14 protein-coding genes are annotated in these 20,361 nt (G+C 54.4%); 6 read left to right on the forward strand and 8 right to left on the reverse strand.

What is annotated here, in order from left to right:
• Nucleotides 1-11: 11 nt before the first annotated feature.
• From CIK95_RS10325 to CIK95_RS10340, 4 genes are read left to right on the forward strand one after another with little or no spacing between them, the layout of a single operon-like run.
• Nucleotides 12-1,631, forward strand: a complete 1,620-nt coding sequence (locus CIK95_RS10325) for a RagB/SusD family nutrient uptake outer membrane protein (protein WP_022310023.1) — start codon at nucleotides 12-14, stop codon at nucleotides 1,629-1,631.
• Nucleotides 1,632-1,663: 32 nt separating this feature from the next.
• Nucleotides 1,664-2,638: a glycoside hydrolase family 18 gene (locus tag CIK95_RS10330; RefSeq protein WP_254046105.1), complete on the forward strand. Its 975-nt coding sequence runs from the start codon at nucleotides 1,664-1,666 to the stop codon at nucleotides 2,636-2,638.
• A 32-nt stretch (nucleotides 2,639-2,670) separates the two neighbouring features.
• Nucleotides 2,671-3,909 (forward strand): BT_3987 domain-containing protein, encoded by a 1,239-nt coding sequence (locus tag CIK95_RS10335; protein WP_094389346.1) that lies wholly within the window; start codon nucleotides 2,671-2,673, stop codon nucleotides 3,907-3,909.
• Nucleotides 3,910-3,928: 19 nt separating this feature from the next.
• Complete coding sequence (locus CIK95_RS10340) at nucleotides 3,929-4,948, forward strand: BT_3987 domain-containing protein (RefSeq protein ID WP_094387071.1); 1,020 nt, start codon at nucleotides 3,929-3,931, stop codon at nucleotides 4,946-4,948.
• A gap of 161 nt (nucleotides 4,949-5,109) precedes the next feature.
• Here the strand turns inward: CIK95_RS10340 and CIK95_RS10345 are convergent, their stop codons facing one another.
• The gene (locus tag CIK95_RS10345; RefSeq protein WP_094466956.1) at nucleotides 5,110-6,978 is read right to left on the reverse strand and encodes a transglutaminase family protein; all 1,869 of its coding nucleotides are present in this window, start codon (nucleotides 6,976-6,978) and stop codon (nucleotides 5,110-5,112) included.
• Entirely contained in the window at nucleotides 6,975-8,954 is a 1,980-nt protein-coding gene (locus CIK95_RS10350) for a DUF3857 domain-containing protein (protein WP_158215127.1), read from the reverse strand. Before CIK95_RS10350 ends, CIK95_RS10345 begins: the two co-directional genes overlap by 4 nt.
• Before the next feature lie 351 nt (nucleotides 8,955-9,305).
• Between CIK95_RS10350 and CIK95_RS10355 the strand changes: the two genes are divergently transcribed.
• On the forward strand, nucleotides 9,306-11,576 hold the full coding sequence (locus CIK95_RS10355; protein ID WP_094466958.1) for a family 20 glycosylhydrolase: 2,271 nt from the start codon (nucleotides 9,306-9,308) through the stop codon (nucleotides 11,574-11,576).
• A 1,093-nt stretch (nucleotides 11,577-12,669) separates the two neighbouring features.
• Here the strand turns inward: CIK95_RS10355 and CIK95_RS10360 are convergent.
• Complete coding sequence (locus CIK95_RS10360; protein WP_094466959.1) at nucleotides 12,670-15,795, reverse strand: glycoside hydrolase family 2 TIM barrel-domain containing protein; 3,126 nt, start codon at nucleotides 15,793-15,795, stop codon at nucleotides 12,670-12,672.
• A gap of 90 nt (nucleotides 15,796-15,885) precedes the next feature.
• Between CIK95_RS10360 and CIK95_RS10365 the strand changes: the two genes are divergently transcribed.
• Complete coding sequence (locus CIK95_RS10365) at nucleotides 15,886-16,881, forward strand: YqiA/YcfP family alpha/beta fold hydrolase (RefSeq protein WP_094387066.1); 996 nt, start codon at nucleotides 15,886-15,888, stop codon at nucleotides 16,879-16,881.
• Between the two features lie 28 nt (nucleotides 16,882-16,909).
• Here the strand turns inward: CIK95_RS10365 and CIK95_RS10370 are convergent, their stop codons facing one another.
• The 5 genes from CIK95_RS10370 to CIK95_RS10390 all read right to left on the reverse strand — a co-directional run bounded on the left by CIK95_RS10370 (nucleotide 16,910) and on the right by CIK95_RS10390 (nucleotide 20,292).
• Nucleotides 16,910-17,275 carry a DUF4359 domain-containing protein gene (locus tag CIK95_RS10370; protein WP_158215128.1) on the reverse strand — a complete coding sequence of 122 codons (366 nt, stop codon included), beginning with the start codon at nucleotides 17,273-17,275 and terminating at the stop codon, nucleotides 16,910-16,912.
• Between the two features lie 13 nt (nucleotides 17,276-17,288).
• On the reverse strand, nucleotides 17,289-18,038 hold the full coding sequence (locus CIK95_RS10375) for a bifunctional 2-polyprenyl-6-hydroxyphenol methylase/3-demethylubiquinol 3-O-methyltransferase UbiG (protein WP_094466971.1): 750 nt from the start codon (nucleotides 18,036-18,038) through the stop codon (nucleotides 17,289-17,291).
• A gap of 89 nt (nucleotides 18,039-18,127) precedes the next feature.
• On the reverse strand, nucleotides 18,128-18,901 hold the full coding sequence (locus CIK95_RS10380; protein WP_022309634.1) for a hypothetical protein: 774 nt from the start codon (nucleotides 18,899-18,901) through the stop codon (nucleotides 18,128-18,130).
• Between the two features lie 295 nt (nucleotides 18,902-19,196).
• Nucleotides 19,197-19,424: a hypothetical protein gene (locus tag CIK95_RS10385; RefSeq protein ID WP_094466961.1), complete on the reverse strand. Its 228-nt coding sequence runs from the start codon at nucleotides 19,422-19,424 to the stop codon at nucleotides 19,197-19,199.
• Between the two features lie 4 nt (nucleotides 19,425-19,428).
• A complete protein-coding gene (locus CIK95_RS10390) occupies nucleotides 19,429-20,292 on the reverse strand; it encodes an Rpn family recombination-promoting nuclease/putative transposase (protein ID WP_022309637.1) in 864 nt (287 codons plus the stop codon).
• Nucleotides 20,293-20,361: the final 69 nt, after the last annotated feature.

Genomic DNA, 20,361 nt, shown 5'->3' on the forward strand with positions numbered 1-20,361 from the left:
GATAATACACTATGAAATCAATCATCAAATATACATTGATAGGAGCCTTTACCATGAGCTTGGCTACAGCATGTACCAACTCGTTTGAGGATATCAATACCAATCCCAATGAGGCTCACGACAAAGATATGGAGAAAGACAACCTGAGCACAGGTGCCTTCTTCACCCAGATGCAGAACAATGTGGTGCTCTACAAGGACGGTGCCGGCAACGAGTCTTCTGACTATCAGGTCTGTCAGGGTCTCTCTCATGACCTCTATTCAGGCTATATCGGTCCGACCGGTACCTGGGCCAGCGGCTCTCACAACGGTACTTACAAGATGACATGGTATGAGCAGATGTTTACCAAGCCATTCTCTCGCGTCATGCCCGCATGGCAGAGTCTGGTAAAGGCAGCCGAGAAGGGCAACCAGCCCGAAATCAAGGCTCTGGCAGACATCATCAAGGTTGAGGCTATGCACCGTGTCACCGACACCTATGGCCCTATACCTTATATCAATTATGGTAGCGGTTCGCTGGGAACTGCCTTCGACAGCCAGCAGGAAGTGTACAAGAAGTTCTTTGCCGAGCTCGACGATGCCATCGACGTGCTCACTCCTCTGGCCAGCGCCGGTGCTACTCTGATGCAGGACTACGACAATGTCTATGACGGCAGTGTCAAGAACTGGGTCAAGTTTGCCAACACTCTGCGTCTGCGTCTTGCCATCCGTGTGGCTTATGCCGATGCAGCCCTCGCCAAGACCGAGGCAGAAAAATCCATCAACAATGTCATCGGCGTCATCGAGGCTGTAGACGAACACGCCGAACTGCTCCACAGCAAGCTCAACTACTATCATCCCAACTATGATATGCAGGAGACCTTCAATGCCGGTGAAATCCGTATGAGTGCAGCCATGGACTCTTACATGAACGGTTACAACGACCCCCGTCGTACCGCCTACTTCAAGACTGCTGCCGACGACGGTGGCTATCATGGTGTGCGCTGTGGTACGGGCAACATCAGCTCTAAGGTCAGTGCCTATGCCGGAGCCAAGATTTCCAAGCTCAATATCGACAAGACCACAACTCCTATCGTGTGGATGACAGCTGCCGAGAGCTACTTCCTCCGTGCCGAGGGCGCTCTGCGTGGCTGGAACATGGGTGGTACAGCCCAGCACTTCTATGAGGCTGGTGTGAAAATCTCTTTCCAGGAGGCTGGCGTCTCTGGCGCTGACAACTATCTCGCCAACGACGAACTGACTCCCGCTGCCTATGAAGACAAGACCGGCGACGGCAACGATGCCGCTTCTCCCAGTTCTATCACCATCGCTTGGGACGAGAGCGCTGGCTTTGAGAAGAACCTCGAGCGCATCATCACCCAGAAGTGGATAGCTATGTATCCCGATGGCCCTGAAGGATGGTCTGAATTCCGTCGTACAGGTTATCCCAAGCTGTTCCCCGTGGTACGCAATGACAGCAATGGCAAGATAAGCACCAGCGTACAGATACGCCGACTGCCTTATCCACAGTCAGAGTACACCACCAACAGCGCTGCTGTCAACTCAGCAGTAAGCGTACTCAACGGCGAGTCTAACAATGGTACCGGCGACAACGGTGGCACCACTCTCTGGTGGGACAAGAAGTCACATTAATATTAATAATGTATATTAAAGATAGAACCAATATGAAATTCAGAATATTTTTCAGCGCTGCCGTAGTAGCCTCTATGGTGTTTGGGGGTCTCACAAGCTGTGATACCGACACCGAGGCCAATACCGTTCAGGGTTTGAAGACCTATGACGAGCAATATTACAAGAATCTCCGTGCGTACAAGAAGAGCGACCACGAGATCTGCTATGTTTACTATCAGAACTGGGCACCTCTCGAGGGTGTGGAAGGTAGCAAGGACCCCGCCTCTTGGGGCGAGCGTCTCGTCGGACTGCCCGACTCGCTCGATATCTGCAACCTCTGGATAGGTATTCCTACCCCAGAGACCCATCCTGTGGCTTACGCTGATATGCGCTACTGCCAGGAGAAACTGGGTACACGCTTTGTGTTCCATGCCGATGCCTCTAACTGGAACCACGCCGTGTGGTATCGTGACGAGAATATGAATGTAGACCAGAACACCATCGTAGACCTGCGTGAAGACCGTAGCGAGGAAGCTCTGCGTGCCTATGCCCGATGGGCTGTCGATACCGTGGTAAAATGTGGTCTCGATGGCGTAGACTTCGACTACGAGGGATGGGACAGCAACTCTATGTACATCGTTGCCGATGAGTGCAACAAGTATTTCGGTCCCGAAGGCAAGTGGGCAGAGAAGCTGTTCATGATAGACTATTTCGGTAGGTCCCCCGGTGACAACTGCGAACCCTATTGCGACTACCTCATCAAGCAGGCATATAGCGGCCAGGGTGCTACCGGCATGGGCGCTCCCGCTGGCTGGCCCGAGGAGAAGCACCTCTACATCGAGGCGTTTCATCAGAAACCCGACGGTGGCATGATTTGGAACTATGCCCGCTGGGAGCCCGCAAAGGGTCATAAGGGCGGTGTAGGTAGCTACTCTACCCGTTTCAACTACAACCAGTCTAAGAACGGACAGCCCTATCAGGCTCTGCGTGAGGCCATTCAGATTATGAATCCCGCGTTGAATAAATAAACGTATCAACACTACAATAAACAGAAACAATAATGAATATCAAGTATAGTTTAATGTCGGCAGCCCTGCTGCTCATGGCAGGCGGTACAGTACTGACCGGCTGTAATGCTGAGGGCGACGACTTCGATTATGGCAAGAACGGACTTCTGGTAGTAGGTACCGAGGTTACTCCCGTTCAGAAATTTGTGGTTGAGGATACCCCTTCTTCGTATCCTATCTCTATCCAGGCAACCAGCAAGGTAGAAAGTGATGTTAAGGTTTCACTCGCCATCGATACTGCATTGGTATCGCAGTACAACCTTAAGAATGGTAGCTCTTACTATGGCATACCATTGGACTGTGTAGAACTCGAGAACAGCGAGGTAACCATCAAGGCTGGTAGCGCTGTATCTACAGCCACTGCTGTCAAGGTGGTAAGCACCGAGTCATTTGTCGAGGGACGCAGCTACATGATTCCTGTTACCATCAAGGCCGTATCTGGTGGCAATCTGGATGTCGTTGAGGCTTCGCGCACTCTCTTCATCCGCATCTCACGTGTGCTCAACTTCCACCATATGTCATACACCTCTACCGCTTCATCCAACTTCATCTTTGATGAGAGCAAGAAGGTAGACCTGGGCAACTACACCATCCAGTTCAAGTTCTATGCCAACGGCTTCGGATATGCCGGTAACATCCAGCGTGTGCTGGCTATCGAGGGTGCCAATGAGGAAATGGCCAATATGTTCCGCTTTGGTGAGTCTGGTTCTGCTGGTGGCGACATCCTCCAGTGGATTTATCCCGGTGGCGGTATGTTCTCTACCACTCACTTTGCTGCCCGTCGCTGGTATCTCGTGACCTGTACCTACAACGGCTCCGACTTCAATATGTATGTAGATGACAACCCCTCACCCGATGCCAATGCGTCTGTATCAGGCAAGTCTACTCCCTTCCAGCGTTTCGAGCTGGGTATGTCTTGGGGTAACTACTATGCCAGCCAGTACTTCAGCGGTCGTCTGGCTGAGATTCGTCTGTGGAACAAGGCCCTCTCTCCCAGCACCATCGCTACCACTCTCTGTGGCGTAGACCCCAACTCTGATGGTCTCGTGGCTTACTGGAAGATGAACCAGACAGAGGGCTATGTCATCAAGGACGTTTCTAACCACGGTTATGACATGGACTGGAAGAATACCGTGCGCGACAAGAACGAGAGCGGTAATCTCTCAGCTACAACCGATGCTTATCAGGGTATCTCTTGGGGCATAGACGAAAACAACAAGTGTTCTGAGTAATCAAAGGAGGATAGTAACAATGAAAAATATAATCAAATCAGCAGCCCTCGGTGTCTTGGCAGTAGCCGGCATCACGATGGCATCATGCTCGAGCGACACCGTATATGACGTGGTGGGCAATCCCAACAACCTCGTTTACTTCAAGGCTAACGCCAACAATACCTTTACAGGTACGGTTGCTCATACTCCGGTAGGTGACTTCGGTTCGCTCAAGGGCGAATTCCCTGTAAAAGTGCAGCGTGCCCCAAGCCAGAATTGCAAGGTATATGTAGTCTCAGATCCCAGCCTGGTTGAAGCCTACAATGCCGAGCATAACACTTCTTATGTTGCTCTTCCCGAGTCTGCCGTTACATTCGAGAACCAGAACGTCACGGTAGAAGCAGGAAAGACGGATGCAAGCGATACCGTGAAGGTAACTCTCAATGAGAGTGCTCTGGCTTCGCTCACCGAGAAGGCCTATATGATGGCTGTCAAGATAGGTTCTGCCGAGGGAGAACTTAAGGGCAGCGAGGAGCGTGGCGTAGGTTATCTCATCGTGAACACAGAGACCAAACTCGTCAAGGATATTTCTTCTAAAGATGACGTTGTAGGAACTCTCCTTACTGATTATACTGGTTGGAATGTTAAGTATGACAGCGGTGTAGATATTACCGCCAGCGAACTCTTTGATGGTGACCTGACCAATGGCGCTGGTCTCCGTGCCGACGGCAATGATGGCAAGACCAAGGTAGTCATCGTGGATATGGGCGGCAATAAGTCTGTCAGCGGTTTCCGATTCTCACGCTACTACAAGTCCTGGTATGGCGGATGGTGGTATGATGAGTACTATTTCTCTGCTGTCAAGATTGAGTTGAGCAAAGATGGTGTCAACTGGGATGAGGCTGGTACCGTCACAGAGAGCGAAATGCCCAAGAACGGAGGTTACCAGTACTGTTCGTTCTATGGTGGTGTGTCAGCACGCTACATACGCCTCTCTATTGAGAGTGGCTCTTCTTCAGTATCAAGTCTTGCCGAATTAGGCGTATATGTAGCCAACTGATAGATTAGCAAGAATACACCTAACGGGCTAATGACCGTTTGGGGTTCAATATTAAGGGGTGCCTGGCCGATATGAAGACCATGCACCCCTTTTATCAATGTCTCTCTGATTGTTCTGATTGTTGCTGCTGCAACTGTTTCTACCACCCAATCAGTAGCCCTCTATGGGCGCTTGAGTATCACTTTGCCTTTGTAGACTGTGTCGGCGGCGCTGTCGAGGTCGTCCAGCAGCTGCGCCTTGGCGGCGGGATAGGTGCCGCGTCGCAGGATGAGGGTGTTGGTCTGCTTGACGGTGTGCCCCTCTACGCTTACGGTCGATGTGAAGGAGCCTATCTCGTTGGTTATGCTTACCGGCTTGGGCGTGGCTTCTAACATACATCCCTCGGGCAGCGTCATCTCGATAATCTCCACGTTCTTGAAGCCTTGATCTATGTAGATCTCGTGCTTGCGGTCGCGCGCTATGTGGCTCGGGACAAAGTTGCTGTGCAGCGGGTTGATGGTGGCAAAGAGGCGGGCACGCGTGCTGGTGGCTATCTGCACCTGGTCGGCTTCGACCGAGGCTGAGATGAGAGGCAGTAGGCCACGCCCGCCCTCGCCCTTGCGGTAGCCCATCCTCGCCACAGCCCGCTTTATGTTGCCAAAGGGCAGACTGTAAGCTCTCGCAGCCGCATTGATGCAGTCTTTCTCGCTCTTCTTGAGCCAGCCATAGAGCCTGGTGTAGCGATGACAGCTATAGCTGTCGATGATGTTTATGCTGCCGGTGCCGTCGGGGCGGAAAACGGTCTTCACCTTGGTAGTGCGCAGATTGAGTGTATCGGCATAGTCGGGCAGGATGACTCTGTGTCCGCCCTTGTCGCTTATCTCTACCGCCTCGTGTCCCGCTATGTCGTCGTGGGTATAGCCCAGAGGTATCTCTGGGTTGGTACACTCCATCCATATCACCCCTTTGGAGGTGGGCACCTTGAGGATGACGTGGTTGAGCTGCTGGAAGTTGGGCAGGTCGATGAGCCTGTCATACTTGGTGCTGATGAGCGTATAGGTCGAAGCCACGCCCGCTTCTGCCAGCATGGCCTTCATCAGATTGGTCAGTGCCTTGCAGTCGCCGAAACCTTTGCGCCACACAAACTCGGCAGCCAGCGGGCGGTAGCCGCCGATACCCAGCTGGATGCTCACATAGCGGGTGTGGCGGCGCAGCAGGTTGTAGAGCACCCTCACCTTGTCCCAGTCGGTGGTACAGGTGTCGGTGAGCTCGTGCACCTTGGCCCGGGCGTCGTCGGGCAGCACGTCCATGCCCTGGCAGAGGCTGTTGATCCACAGTCCAAACTCTTCCCACGACTTCATGCTGCCCTGTGTGCCGTAATAATCAAGTCTTTCTGGCACGAAGAGCACTTTGGGAATCTGCTGCAGCAGCGGTTTGCTGAACTCCTCATAGACCACCTCTCCCTGGTTGGCGAGCGTGAAAGTCCGGCGTTTCTTCCCCTTGGGCGTGGTGCTCTCCACGGGCTTCATGTCGGTGTCCATAGCCACATAGCGCAGGTTCATCGATGCCGGGAAGTCTATCATGTAGGTAGCCTCCTTGACCTCGGTGTCATAGGCGGGTATGGGCAAGAAGGGCGGATAGCTTATGGTGTTGTCCGTGCGGTGGTAGGTCACATCGGTGGTCACCACGATGGGGTAGAGAGGCAGGTCTATGCTCAGTTCCACGCTCTTCAGGTCGGTGACCATGTCTCCCGAGTACTCCGAATACTTCAGGTCGCCGGCTTTGTATTTCTTGTTGAACTTGCTGTTTACCCCTTCGACCACGCAGGCGAAACGTTCAATCTTCTCCGACTTGTCGAGCGTGGTGTAGAAGTTGGCCAGCTGGCTCATGGTCTCCTTGTATATCACCACCTCGGTGTGCTCGGTCATGCGGTATTCGCTCTGCGAGATTACGTCGATGTGCACTGTCTGCTTGCGTATCTGCGCTGTGGGCTCTGCCCATGCCGCGGCAGCCCATGCCGTGACTGCGGCGATAAGCGTGATGATTCTCATGGCTTTTTCTTTAGTACTATGAGGTCTTTGCTGCGCTCCACGATGTTGGCGAAGAACGTCTTCACCTCGTCGTAGCGGTTGTTGGCAAAGAAGACCTTGTTGATTTTGAAAATGGTGTTACACTTGATGACATTGTTGGCTACACCGCAGACGATGCGTGCCGTTATCTCGCGCCCCTGGGTAGCGATGTTCACGCTCTTGGGCAGTTCCTCTACCTCCCAACCCTCGGGGATGGTGATGGTGTAGAGGGTGCGCTCGGTATGGATGAAGGGAAACTCTATGGGCATCTGGCGGGTGGCGTCGGTGAACGGGTTGCTCTTGACCATGGGGTAGATGATGGGCGAGATGTAGATGTGGTCGTCTGTGGCTTCACCCTTGCGGGTAAAGGTGTAGTCCTCGCTCGCCTCGTCGCCAAACTCCTTGGCGTCGGTGGTCTTGTAGTCGGCTATACTGATGTTGAAGTCTTCCTCCTTGTCGGTCACATATTCCTTCTCGTCCTTGGCTTGCGCATAGTGGGAGCGGAACATATAGGCACCCGTACCTCGGTGTACGGCCTTGACCTTGCCCTTGAGTTCGCCGTTGACGTCTATCGCTGCCGTCACTACATTGCTTTCGGTGTCTTTGCCTATGAGCTGCAGGTCTACCCACTTCTCGCCCTCTTGCTTGCTCAGGATGCGTGCCTTGTTGACATACAGAGAGGGAGTGAACGCGTTGAGGAAGCCTTTCTCCGACGAGGCGTCGGCATACATCATCTTGCCTTCGCCCATGGGTATTCCCACCACAAAGGTGTTGAGTTTGTCCATGCTGGGGTAGGTCACGGGCAGCGTGCCGGTGTTGCGTAGGCGCATCACCACGGGCACCGCCTCGATGCCGGCGTCGCGCAGCATGTTGACCATTATCAGGTTGATGTCGGCGTTGGAGCCTGTGCCCGCCTTGGCGGTCTTCGCCATCGACTGTGGGCTCAACTCGAACGTCTCGTTCCACTTGAGGTGGCTGAAGAGCAGTCGCAGCACCGCTGCAGCACGTTGCTCTGTATCGGCTATCTTGTCTATGCCCTTCTCCTTGATTTCGTCACAGTAAGGGCTTTTGCTTCCAAACTTGCTGCCAAACCAGTCGGCCTTGCGCAGCATCTCGTCTATGCGCTCCCAGGTCTCTCCGAAGTCCTTGTAGCCCACATAGGGGAAGTTGGTGGCTGTGAGCTCGGCGGTGATGCGGGCCATGTAGTCTCTCTTGCACCACACGTAGTCGTCGCCTTTGACGGCAGGCATGTTGTTGCCCACATAGACATAGTTCTTGCTGGTGGTCTGTATCACGTCACTGCGCGCTACGAGCCCATCGCCCAGGATGGGTTGCAGCAGACCAGGTCCGCGCAGTTCATACCTGAACAGCAGCCACTCGGGAATGATGGATGTATATCTTGCGTGTACCACGGGTATGGGTTGTTGGGCGTTCCAGTCGTCCATCTGGTAGTAGAGGTCGCTGCTCACGTTGTATTCGTACTCGATGACCGACCCTACCTTGGCCTGGGGGATGGTAAACTTGACGCGGTCGTGGTATTCGTCGAGCTTCTCTGTGAATATCATGTCGCTCTTCATCTTGGTCTTGACCACCTTGCCGTTCTCGAGGTTTACGGCGACTGCCTTGATGCCGAAAATCTTCTCATGGCCCTTGGCGCCCTGGCTGTTGTAGAGCACGTGGTCTACGTTGGCATAGTCCTTGCCGGCGTCCTTGAGTATCTTGATGCGGAAGCGGTTGGTGGTGACTTCGGTGATGTCGCCGCCGTCGAGGCGAAAGCCCACATCGCGCAGGTTGAGCAGCACCACGGCTGCCGCCGATGAGTCTTTGTCGTAGGTGGTCATCTTCAGTTCTTCCATGGTGGGTTCGCCGAATTTGAACTTGGGCAGGCTCTGGCCCCAGGCAGCCACCGACATCAACAGGGCGGCTGTGAGCATGATGATTACAGGTTTTCTGGTCATAGTAGAATGATTTGCGTTAGATGATATTTTGCAAAGATAGTGCAAACCGAACGCCATAAGCTTGCTTGATGGCTGAGGTGCAGCCTATCTTATGCAAAGATAGTGCAAACCGAACGCCATAAGCTCGCTTAATGGCCGAGGTGCAGCCTATCTTATGCAAAGATAGTGCAAACCGTCGTACCGACCAAGCCCATGGCGATATTTCTTACGTTTTTGCTCGATTTTTGTTGACATTCTGTCGGTGAGGGCAGGGCTGTGGCAGTCCATCTGTGCATCCCGGAAGAAAAAGGACTGATTTCCTTTTGTTCTTCACGCCGTTTGTGCTAACTTTGTAGCATAAAACCTAAAGATATGAAGATAAGTATAAAGAAAGCATTGGTCTGCTGCCTGTTGTTTGCCGGCGCTACGGCTATGGCACAGCAGCCCGCCATCATTCCCGTACCCGACCAGATGACGGTGGGCACAGGAGCGTGGACCATCAAGAAGAGTGCAACCATCGGTTGCGACAATGCACAGCTGCGGCCTGCCGCCGAGTATCTCAGCCAGATGCTCAGCCGCGCCACGGGCTATCGCTTTGCCGTCAAAAATGGCAAGGGCGACATCCGCCTTACCCTTGCCAATGAGGGCAATGCCGGTGCCTATCGCCTCAGCGTCACCGGCAAGGGAGTGACCATCGAGGGCGACACCTACCGTGGCGTCATCAACGCCATAGCCACCCTGCGCCAGCTGCTGCCCGACGACATCGAGTCACAGCAGGTGGTGGCACGCACGTGGACGGTGCCCTGTGTGACCATCACCGACGCGCCACGCTTCGAGTGGCGTGGCATGGAGCTCGACTGCTCCCGCCACTTCTTTACCGTCGACGAGGTCTACAAGCTGCTTGACGTGCTGGCGCTCTACAAGATAGACAAGATGCACTGGCACCTCACCGACGACCAGGGATGGCGCATCGAGATTAAGCGCTATCCACTCCTCACCGAGCGTGGTGCATGGCGCATCTACAACAACCAGGATACCGTGTGCATGAAGCGTGCCGCCGAGGAAGATGCACCCGACCTGCAGGTTCCTGTTGCCCGTACGCGCCGCGATGATAAGGGACGCACCCTCTATGGTGGCTTCTACACCCAGCAGCAGGTGCGCGACATCGTGGCTTATGCCCAGGTGCGTGGCATCGAGATTATCCCCGAGATAGATATGCCCGGCCACAGCCTGATGGCCATCGACAACTACGACGGACTGTCGTGCTTCAAGCAGACGGGATGGGGCAAGCTCTTCACCACGCCTATGTGCCCGGGCAAGGACACCATGCTCGAGTTCTGCAAGAACGTGTGGAGCGAGGTCTTCGACCTCTTCCCATCGCGCTACGTACACATCGGCGGCGACGAGGTCGACATGAAAAACTGGAAGACCTGCCCCGACTGCCAGAAGCGTATGAAGGACCATCACCTCACGACCGAGCCACAGCTGCAGGCATGGTTCAACCACTATATGGAGGACTTCTTCACCGCCCACGGCAAGACCATGATAGGCTGGGACGAGATTATCGCCGGCGGACTCACCGCCAACTCGGCCGTGATGTGGTGGCGCTCATGGGCTGCCGACTCGCCCAAGCAGACCACCTCTCATGGCAATGCGCTGATATGCTCGCCCAACTCCGAGTTCTACATCGACTATCAGGAAGACCGCAACTCCATCCCCGCCATCTACCGCTTTGACCCCGTCAAGGGACTCGACGCCAAGGAGCAGCAGCTGGTGCTGGGTGTGCAGGCCAACCTCTGGACCGAATGGGTGCCCACGATGAACCGCGTGTGGTATCAGGCGTTCCCACGTGTGATAGCCACCGCCGAGCTGGGATGGAGCAAGCCCCAGACCATGAATATCGACAACTTCACCAGCCGCCTCGTCGCCCATCTGCCCCGTCTGCAGAAGATGGGTGTCACCTATCGCATACCCGACCTCACTGGCTTCTATAATGTCAATGTCTTCACCGACAAGGGCGTGGTCGATGTCAAGTGTGCCGACCCCTCGGCCACCATACGCTACACCACCGACGGTAGCATACCCGGCGTCAACGCACAGCTCTATGCCGGACCGATGACCATCACCGAGACCACGCATTTCACCTTCCGCACCTTCGGCCCCGACAACCGCAAGGGTGATATGGTGAAGTGCAGCTATGTCAAGGAAGACCTGGCACCGGCTGTGACCGCCGACAGTCTGAAGGAAGGACTGCAGGTGGCATGGCACGACTACGACGGACGCGACTGTGCCGGCATAGACCAGGCTGCGCTCAACAGCACCTATGTTACCACCGGCATCCAGATACCCGCCGAGGCAAAGGGCAATATCGGACTTATCTTCAACGGATATATCGACATCCCCGCCGACGGCATCTATACCTTCGCCCTGCTCTCTGACGACGGCAGCTATCTGAAGATAGACGATACGATGGTAGCAGACAATGATGGCGAGCACAGCCCGCGCGAAATCATCGGCCAGCACGCCATGCGCCGCGGTCTCCACCCTATCTATGCCCGCTACTTCGACCACAACGGTGGTCAGCTGCGTCTGCGCGTCATGGACGACAAGGGCAACGATGTCCAGGTGCGCTTCTGCCACTAAGGCTTACCTTATTATATAGTACAGGCGCCACGTGACGCCCGTTACTACCGACTCCATTGTCCGCAATGCCATCACCCCAGGCATTGCGGATATTTTTTTGATGCCTTGTGGTGAGGGAGGCATGTGGCGTGGTGGTCCCCCGTATCGTGGGCAGCGCCCTACGTTTCCGTTTTGCCAGCCTCCCGATTTCCCCGCGCTCCATCCCCTTCGTGCGGAGGCGTCCTATAGCCATTGTAAACCATGTGTTTGGAAGCGCCGTGATTGTCATCGTCGGCTCGTATCATAAGATACGTGACCTCGTGCCTTATGATACGTGGGCTCGTAACAAATGACGCGCGGCCTCGTACCTATTGATACGAGCCACCAACTGTGGTTAGCGTGGCGGTGTGCGTGGTTGGCGCGGCGATGTGTTTGGTTGGTGTGGCGGTGTGCGTGGTTGATGTGGCGGTGTGCGTGGTTGGTGCGGCTTTGTAATTGGTTGTCAGCCGGAACGCACCCTGTAGCAACTCTGTAGGAGTTGCGATTTCATAGCCCAGGGTTGCGGGCGAAGCACGCTACCCTGGGTAGCTGCCCCCACTAATGTGGCAACGCTGTAAGTGTTGCGATTAGCCGTAGGCGTTACCCATAGCAGGATAATTGTCAAAAATGGGTTGGTGGAAATAATAAGATTGAGTATAACGCCTTCGGCTAATCGCAACTCCTACAGAGTTGCTACACCTTATTATATATATACCCAGGGTAGAGGCGCTGCGCACCTCAACCCTGGGCTGGGGAAACGTAACTCCATTACCTTTCCGCGCCGCACGCGCCGCGCCGGTGACCTTCGGTTCAGAGTTGCCGCTGCTTGCGGGCTGGCTGCGCTGTGCCGTCGTGGCGTCCATCATCCCTTACTATGTCCTGCATTGCCCGCGCTGTTGTTTGCTACTCCCTTACTGCTGCTTGCATCGCCTGCGCCGCCACCCGCCTCTCGGCGCTCGTCGCGGTCAATCGCCATGCCCGCTCTGTGTTCTGCGCCGTCGCAATTAGATGCAAAAAGCCCGCCATCTTCGCTTGGGTTGCGATGATGGCGGGCTTGAAGGATATTGGGGGCAGTTTACTTCACGGGAACGAGCCAGAAGGTTACGTTGTAGTCGCCATACTTGAGGCGATACTCAGGCTGGGCTTCAGCCGCGCGTGACCATGAGTCTACACCACCCACTCCGGCTTGCTTCTTGTCGATGCACAGCTCGGTGTACTTGGACTTGGGCAACTGGGCAGCGTGGCGCTGCTTCTTCTTGTCGCCCTCGTCGAGGTCGGAGATGTTGTAGTGGAGTGCAGAGGCAGAGAAGGGTGCGTCGGCCACAATCTTCAGACCCTTGCCCTCGGTGGTAGTCTGGTTCCACCAGCGTATGCCGGTCTTTGTACCGGTCTCCTGCGGACGTATGTAGGGATAGAACTGCTCGTCGGCGGTCTGAGTATAGATGCCAAGACGCTGAGAAGAGCAGCGGTCGATATAGTTCTCGTTGGGGCCGAGGCCATAGAAGTGGCTCTGGTCCATCTGGTAAGGCATGTCGAGCTTCATACCGAAGCGCATGAGGTTGCCCACCTCTGCACCGGGAGTGGCCTTGAAGTCCTGGGTAACGCGTATCTGTCCGTCGGCACCAATGAGGTAAGACAGAGTAAGTGTTCCCTTGACCTCGGGCATATCATAAACGACCTTAACCGAAGCTGAATTCTTGCCCTTCTCGACCTCGGTAGACTTGAGGTTGATGACGGGGTTGCGCCAAACCACGTAGCGACGCTGCAGGTTGGCACCCATATCGTTGTCGGTCACTGCACGCCAGAAGTTGGGCTTCAGCATACCGCCCTCGCCGAGCATAGACACGCCATCGACCTCGTAGCAGTTGATGTAGCTGGTGGCGGGGTCGAACTCTACCACGAAGTTGCTGCCCTGAACGCGCAGAGGAGCACCCTTCTTGTTGGCTACCTTGACCTTGCCCTTGGCTGTGCCGATGAGTCCGTCGGCGTTGAGCTCGGGCTTGGCGTCCTTCTCGGCGATGGCTATCTGGGCGTAAGCCATGGTCTGTCCCTTGGCGATGAGAGGTTCGGCAGTCTTGGTCTTGAAGTCGATGTTGAGCATCACCTCGGCATTGGCGTCGATACCGTCGAGCTTGTAGGGCAGAGTGTAAACCACCTTCTGCTGGGGAGCCACATCGAGGTTGGCTATCTCGCCCTGCTGTACGGCCTTGCCATCGGCGAGGAGAGTCCAGCACAGCTTGTAGTTATCGATGTTGCGGAAGAAGTTCTCATTGTAAACCTCTATCTTGCCAGCCTTGGCGTCGATGGCCTTTGCCCATACGTTCTGATACTGGTAACCAACCTCGTAGGCATGAGGATTGAGTTTGCGGTCGGGGCTGATGAAGCCATTGTTGTTGAAGTTCTTGTCATCATTGCTGTCCCAGTCGTTGTAGTCGCCGGCATAGGCAAAGATTTCCACACCGTTGGCATCTTTCTTGCGGAGAGCCTGGTCTACGAAGTCCCAGATGAAACCACCCTGGTACTTGGGGTACTTGCGGATGATGTCCCAGTACTCCTTGAAGTTGCCCTGGCTGTTGCCCATAGCGTGGGCATACTCACACTGGAAGAAAGGCTTCTTGGCCTTCTCATCGGTGCGCTTGCAGTACTCCTCACTCTCCTTCAGGCCGAGGTACATGGGGCAGTAGAAGTCGGAGTCGAAGTTCCAGCGGCCGCGCTCCCAATGTATGGGACGGCTGGGGTCGAACTCCTTGACCCATTTATAGGCATTCTCGAAGTTCACACTCTCTGCCGTCTCGTTGCCGAGTGACCAGATGATGACGCTGGGATGGTTGAAATACATGTGTACGTTATGCTCATTGCGCTCCATTATCTGTTTGGCGTACTCGGGCTTACGAGAGAAAGCGGTCTCTTCGTAGCCAAGACCGTGGCTCTCCTGATTGGCCTCGGCGAGGACATAGATACCGTACTCGTCGCAGAGGTCGTAGAAGCGGGGGTCAGAAGGATAGTGACAGGTGCGGACAGCATTGATGTTGAGCTGCTTCATAATCTTGATGTCCTGCAACATGCGCTCCACGCTTACCACGTAGCCGCCGTCGGGGTCAATCTCGTGACGGTTGGCGCCCTTGAGGAGAATGGGCTGGCCATTGACCAGCATCTGCGAGTTCTTGATTTCTATCTTGCGGAAGCCCACCTTCTGGGTGAGGACCTCTGTCACCTTGTCGCCGTTCTTGACTGTGGCCACGAGGGTGAAAAGGTAAGGAGTCTCGGCAGTCCACTTCTTGACATTGCGCAGCGAGAAGCGGATGGTGCCGTAGGCGTGGCGCTTGAAGTCGGCAGTGCTCTTGGCCACGGTGATGCCGTTGGCGTTGAGCAGCTCGAAGTCGATGACAGGGCGTCCGGTCACGTCGACCTTCACCTCGAGGGTACCGTCCTTGTAGTCATTGATGAGGTCGGGGGTAATTCTGAGGTCGTCGATATGCACTCCGGCGTCGCGGGCGTAAAGGTAGCTCTCGCGGGCCACACCGCTGAGGCGCCAGAAGTCCTGGTCTTCGGAGTAAGAACCGTCACACCAGCGGAATGTCTGGAATGAAATGAGGTTGTCACCCTTATGGATGTAAGGGGTAATGTCGAACTCGGCAGCCACCTTGGAGTCCTCGCTGTAGCCCACGAAGCGTCCGTTGACATAGAGGTACATGTTGGAAGTGACAGAGCCGAAGTGGGCTATCACCTGCTTGCCGTCCCAGTTGGCAGGGATGGTGATGATGCGGCGGTATGAACCCACGTGGTTGCGCTCGTTGGGGGTATAGGGCGGGTTGTTCTTGAAATGGCCGCGCCAGACATATCCCACGTTGATATAGGCAGGGTCGCCATATCCCTGGAGCTCCCACATGCCGGGAACGTTGATTTCGCCCCATGTGCTGTCGTCGAGGTCGGTCTTGTAGAAGTCGGTAGGACGCTGGTCGGCGTTCTCTACAAACTTGAACTTCCACTTGCCGTCGAGCGAGAGAAAATTGGACGACTCGGTCTTGACGCCCTTGAGCGCCAGGTCACGGTTCTCATACGCGAAGAACTGGGTGTGCAATGGGAAACGGTTTACCGCGTTTACCTGCAAGTCTTGCCATTCAGTGAAAGTGGGCGTCACGTCGGCCGCCGACACTGAAAGTGTTGCTGCAAGTGCCAATAAAAGGAATGAATTTCTCATGTAATTATTGTTAATTTAATGATAATGCATAGGTAGACATGGCAAAGATAAGCAAAAACAATGGTAACTTTGCACATAAATGGCTTAAAAATGCAAAATCCCTATATTAAACAGTACCCCGACCTCATGGACGGGAAGAAAATCATGTATATTCATGGTTTTATGTCATCAGCACAGAGCGGAACGGTATCAATCCTGCAGACACTGTTACCCAATGCGACGGTGGTGGCGGACGACATTCCGCTGGACCCGGTCGAGGCGGTGACGATGTTGCAGGAAATGGCTCGCCGGGAGAACCCCGACCTCATCATCGGTACCTCGATGGGCGGCATGTATGCCGAGATGCTGCACGGCTATGACCGCATACTGGTCAACCCCGCACTGGAGATGGGGCAGACCATGCAGAAGAGCAACATGATGGGCAAACAGGTGTTTCAGAATCCACGTCGGGACGGCGTGCAGGAGGTGGTGGTGACCAAGGCTCTGGTCAAGGAGTATGCCGACATTACCACCCGCTGCTTTGCGGCGGTCGATGCCGACGAGCAACGGCGTGTCTATGGTCTCTTTGGCGACAAGGACCCGGTGGTGCATACCTTCGACCTCTTCCACAGCCATTATCCTCAGGCTATCCGCTTCCACGGCGAGCACCGACTGATAGAAAAGGTGGTGCACAGGTATCTGATACCGGTGATAAGGTGGATAGACGACCGGCAGGAGGGCCGCACGCGTCCCGTGGTGCTGATAGACAGTTCGACCATGAGAGACAGCTATCTCAACGCGACATCAAGCATGCACAAGGCGTTTGAGATGCTCATCGAGAAATACGATGTAAGGATAGTGGCGCCGGCTCCCACCGACCACCCCGAACAGATAACCGAGATGGGAGCATGGATAGAAGACGCGCTCTCGGCTCCGGCGTGGAACAGGGTAATCTATACCAATGACCCGCAGCTCATCTGTGCCGACTACCTGATAAGCGACCGCGATGTGGATGACTTTATGGGTACCGTCATCCGTTGGGGCAGCGACAAGTTCAAGACCTGGGAAGAAATCATCGGTTATTTCGAACTGCTGGGTGGCCAGTAGCGGGGTAGGGGTGAATTGGGAGACCGTGTCATTCATCAGTCTTCTGCAGCGCCTGGCGTATATCGTCCTTGTCGCTGGTGAAGACATGGTTGAAGGCACCCACCGAGACCACGCGGGTGGTTCCGTCGAAGGTAATGCGGCCTACGCTGAACAGCAGATAGTTGCTTACCTCCAGCGAATTGTCCAGATAGACTTCTGTCACTTTGCTCACGAAGAGCGAACCTAAAAAGCCCATCACGATACCGTCGTCCTGGCGTTGGGAAAGGGTCTCGTTCACATAGCCCGAGACCGCAGAACGGATGGCCTCGGTATGGGCTTTCTTGTCGGGACAGGTAAGCGCCATCAGCAAGATGACAAATAGGGTGATGACCAGGGCAAATATCTTTTTCATCATAATCTTGATATGTTTAAGGGTTGGTTCTCTCCAGACTGAGCTGAGCCAGATAGTCGTAGTGGCCGCCTTCGGCCACGAGCCGACAGTCGAGCCCCGCCTCACGGGCTGCGGCGCTGAGCAGCGGATAGTCGACATAGAGCCAGTCGAACGGTAGGCCCTCGACACGGCCATACCGCATCTGATAGTCGACCTCTCCATAGTATTTGCCGGACAGGTCGATGTCCATACCACCATCTTCATCCTGATAGACATAACTCAGGTCGCTCGAGTCGATGAGTATCTGTCCGCCCGGGGCAAGCAGACTCGCCACGCGACGCAACAGCCCGCCCAGTCCGCTCATCTTGCCGGCTATGCCCGTACCGTTCATCAGCATGAGTATGGTGTCGAAACCTCCGCCGAGGCGTGGGTCGAAGAGGTTGATGCACTCCACATCGGCGATGCCGCGCCGGCGCATGGCCTCACAACTCAGGGGCGACACGTCGATAGCCTTGACGCTCACACCGCGCTGCTGCAGCGCCAGGGCGTGGCATCCGGCTCCGGCGCCCACATCGAGCGTGGTGCCGCGGGTCATCTCCAGCGCCTTTAGTTCCAACGGCGGCATGCAGTCGGTAGTGCGGAAGAGATAGTCTACCGGCATCTCGTCGTCGTCAAACATCGACGACATCACGGTGAGCGTCTTGGCTTGTCCCGTGGTGAGATAGTCGAGGATGGCTGCGCCCATAGGGTCGCGCTTGGGGTCGAGGGTTTGGGTATCGATGGTCATCAGGGTGGTATAAAAATCGGCATACCGGCTGCGATGTACTCTGCCGCCGATATGCCTTGTCATGAAAAATTCTATCTTTATGGATGCGATTAGAGAATACGACCTACGATGCGGAAGTTGAGCACGGGATAAACTGTAGCCTTACTCAGATATTTCAGCACTTCGCCGGTATCGCTGTTGGTGTCGGCCTTGGTCAGCTTGTGGTCGCGCAGATAAACCTCGGGGGTACCCCAGAACTGCACACCCATGTCGAAGTTGAAGGCGAAGCGATGCTTGGCGGGAACTGCACGGCCGAAGCCTACGCCCAGATAAGGACGGAAGGCGGCAACCTTGAGTGTAGCGTCTACGTTACCACGCTCGTCGGGGGTAAGCAGGTAGTCGCCCAGGTCAAGACCTATCTTCTGGCCGTCGGGGAGAGAGGCGTTGAGTCTGTTGATATCCATCAGCACGCCGTCCTTGGTATTCTTTAGGGTAATTATCTTGTCGGAACCCAGGTAGGCACCTGCGGTAACGTGGAATGCACTCGTCTTGAATGGGTAGACATCGAAGAGCAGATGGCCGGTGGTGAGCGACGACTTGCCTTCCACCTCGAAAGAGCGGGGGCCATTATAACTTGCTGGGATTTCACCGTCGAGGTCGAGGTCGGTTTTGACTTTAATCTGCGGGAAGATGTTTACGCCTCCGCGTACGGTCACGTAGGGAGTGATGGGGGCTGCAGCCTCGATGCTGATACCGGTAAGGCCGACACCGACGCCCACACTGAGATGGTTGAAGATTCCATGGTCATCTACAGCACTTTCCTGGGCTGAGAGTTGGCTGAAGCTCATCATCGCCATAGCCAACAGTAGCATAACTTTTCTCATAGTTAATTTAGTTTTAGTTTATGTTAATATAATGTTGATGATTGCAAATATAATAAAAATCTCTTTACCCACCGCAGTTTATGATAAAAAAATGAGAAACAGCCGTGATTTTGTTACCTTTTACTGCGCGTCAGCCCTATAAACCCTGCTCAGCAGCCACTTTTGCTACAATGATTCTGAAGTTTATCCACAGAAAAGGCTGGACCCCGCGAGTGGAATCCAGCCTGCTTTATAGTATGGTAACCGATGTCTCCAGCGTCGCCTCGATGATGACAAGGCTCCCAGAAACATCCGGCTACATCATCTCCTTTATTTCCTGAATCGTCATGTCCACCACCTCAGCCACCTCTTCAGCCTCTATGCCTCGCTGCAGCATCTTGCGGGCTATCTCGACCTTCCTGAACTTAATGCCCTCTGCAAATCCCTCAACAAATCCTTCAGCGAAGCCCTTGGCATAGCCTTCAGCATAACCATCCTTCTTGGCAGTGTTGATGGCGTTGATGACGTCGCAATCGGTATACATCTGTCTACAATATCTTCTTTATCTCCTGAACCGTCATATCCATCAGTTCAGCTACCTCTTCTACAGCCATGCCTCGCTGTAACATCTTGCGGGCTATCTCGACCGTCTTGAACTCAATGCCCTCAGCGCGTCCCTCTGCAAAACTATCCTTCTTGGCTGTGTTGATGGCGTTGATGATGTCGCGATAGGCATTCACACTATCCTCGTACAGCATCCTGTCCTGTGCATTGAACTTGGAAACTTCAGCCTGTTCAAACAGCCTTGTGAACACACGCTCCTGAAGGGCAGCGGGGCGCTCCATGAGCACAGAGAGGTTCTTGAGCACAAACATCCACTTGTCGTACATCGTGACGAGCTGGTCTTCGGTCTTGTCAAACTTGGGAATCTCTACATATATATAAGTGAGCTTGTCATAGAACACCTTCTTGGTGTCGACCTCCATAAGTTTAACCTCATGATGCCAATGCTGCGCTTCCTCCAGACCTTCTGCGAAATTGAAATTCAGCAAACCGATGGTATAAACCGAACTGAGATGGAAGTCCCAGTTACCTCCACGCTGAGCCTGCTCACGGATAGGGAAGGTGGAGTAATAGATGGTGCGGTCTTTGAAGAACTCCTGATACACATTCTGCATCTCGACGATAAACTTCTCGCCCTTCTGGTTCTCGCAATAGACATCAAAGATGGCGCGCCGGGCATCAGCACGGTCGCCCAACTGCTCAGAGTTGAGGTAAGTCACATCCTTTACATCCTGTTCGCCACGAAACAATGCGTTGAGGAAACTTATCAGCAACTCCTTGTTGAACTCGGAGCCGAAAAGGCGTTTGAAACCGAAATCAGTATGCGGGTTGATGTATCTTTCTGTCATAACAATATATTGAGAAACAATGACTATATCTGCAAAGTTAAGAAATAAAATCAGAAACGTAACTGTTTT

Origin of the sequence: Prevotella sp. P5-108, assembly GCF_002251385.1 — a bacterium.
Classification (GTDB): domain Bacteria; phylum Bacteroidota; class Bacteroidia; order Bacteroidales; family Bacteroidaceae; genus Prevotella.

Excerpts from the sequence above, each read along its gene's own strand:
- CIK95_RS10325 (WP_022310023.1), top strand. The coding sequence starts at position 12 with ATGAAATCAATCATCAAATATACATTGATAGGAGCCTTTACCATGAGC.
- CIK95_RS10330 (WP_254046105.1), top strand. The coding sequence starts at position 1,664 with ATGAAATTCAGAATATTTTTCAGCGCTGCCGTAGTAGCCTCTATGGTG.
- CIK95_RS10335 (WP_094389346.1), top strand. The coding sequence starts at position 2,671 with ATGAATATCAAGTATAGTTTAATGTCGGCAGCCCTGCTGCTCATGGCA.
- CIK95_RS10340 (WP_094387071.1), top strand. The coding sequence starts at position 3,929 with ATGAAAAATATAATCAAATCAGCAGCCCTCGGTGTCTTGGCAGTAGCC.
- CIK95_RS10345 (WP_094466956.1), bottom strand. The coding sequence starts at position 6,978 with ATGAGAATCATCACGCTTATCGCCGCAGTCACGGCATGGGCTGCCGCG.
- CIK95_RS10350 (WP_158215127.1), bottom strand. The coding sequence starts at position 8,954 with ATGACCAGAAAACCTGTAATCATCATGCTCACAGCCGCCCTGTTGATG.
- CIK95_RS10355 (WP_094466958.1), top strand. The coding sequence starts at position 9,306 with ATGAAGATAAGTATAAAGAAAGCATTGGTCTGCTGCCTGTTGTTTGCC.
- CIK95_RS10360 (WP_094466959.1), bottom strand. The coding sequence starts at position 15,795 with ATGAGAAATTCATTCCTTTTATTGGCACTTGCAGCAACACTTTCAGTG.
- CIK95_RS10365 (WP_094387066.1), top strand. The coding sequence starts at position 15,886 with ATGCAAAATCCCTATATTAAACAGTACCCCGACCTCATGGACGGGAAG.
- CIK95_RS10370 (WP_158215128.1), bottom strand. The coding sequence starts at position 17,275 with ATGATGAAAAAGATATTTGCCCTGGTCATCACCCTATTTGTCATCTTG.
- CIK95_RS10375 (WP_094466971.1), bottom strand. The coding sequence starts at position 18,038 with ATGACCATCGATACCCAAACCCTCGACCCCAAGCGCGACCCTATGGGC.
- CIK95_RS10380 (WP_022309634.1), bottom strand. The coding sequence starts at position 18,901 with ATGAGAAAAGTTATGCTACTGTTGGCTATGGCGATGATGAGCTTCAGC.
- CIK95_RS10385 (WP_094466961.1), bottom strand. The coding sequence starts at position 19,424 with ATGTATACCGATTGCGACGTCATCAACGCCATCAACACTGCCAAGAAG.
- CIK95_RS10390 (WP_022309637.1), bottom strand. The coding sequence starts at position 20,292 with ATGACAGAAAGATACATCAACCCGCATACTGATTTCGGTTTCAAACGC.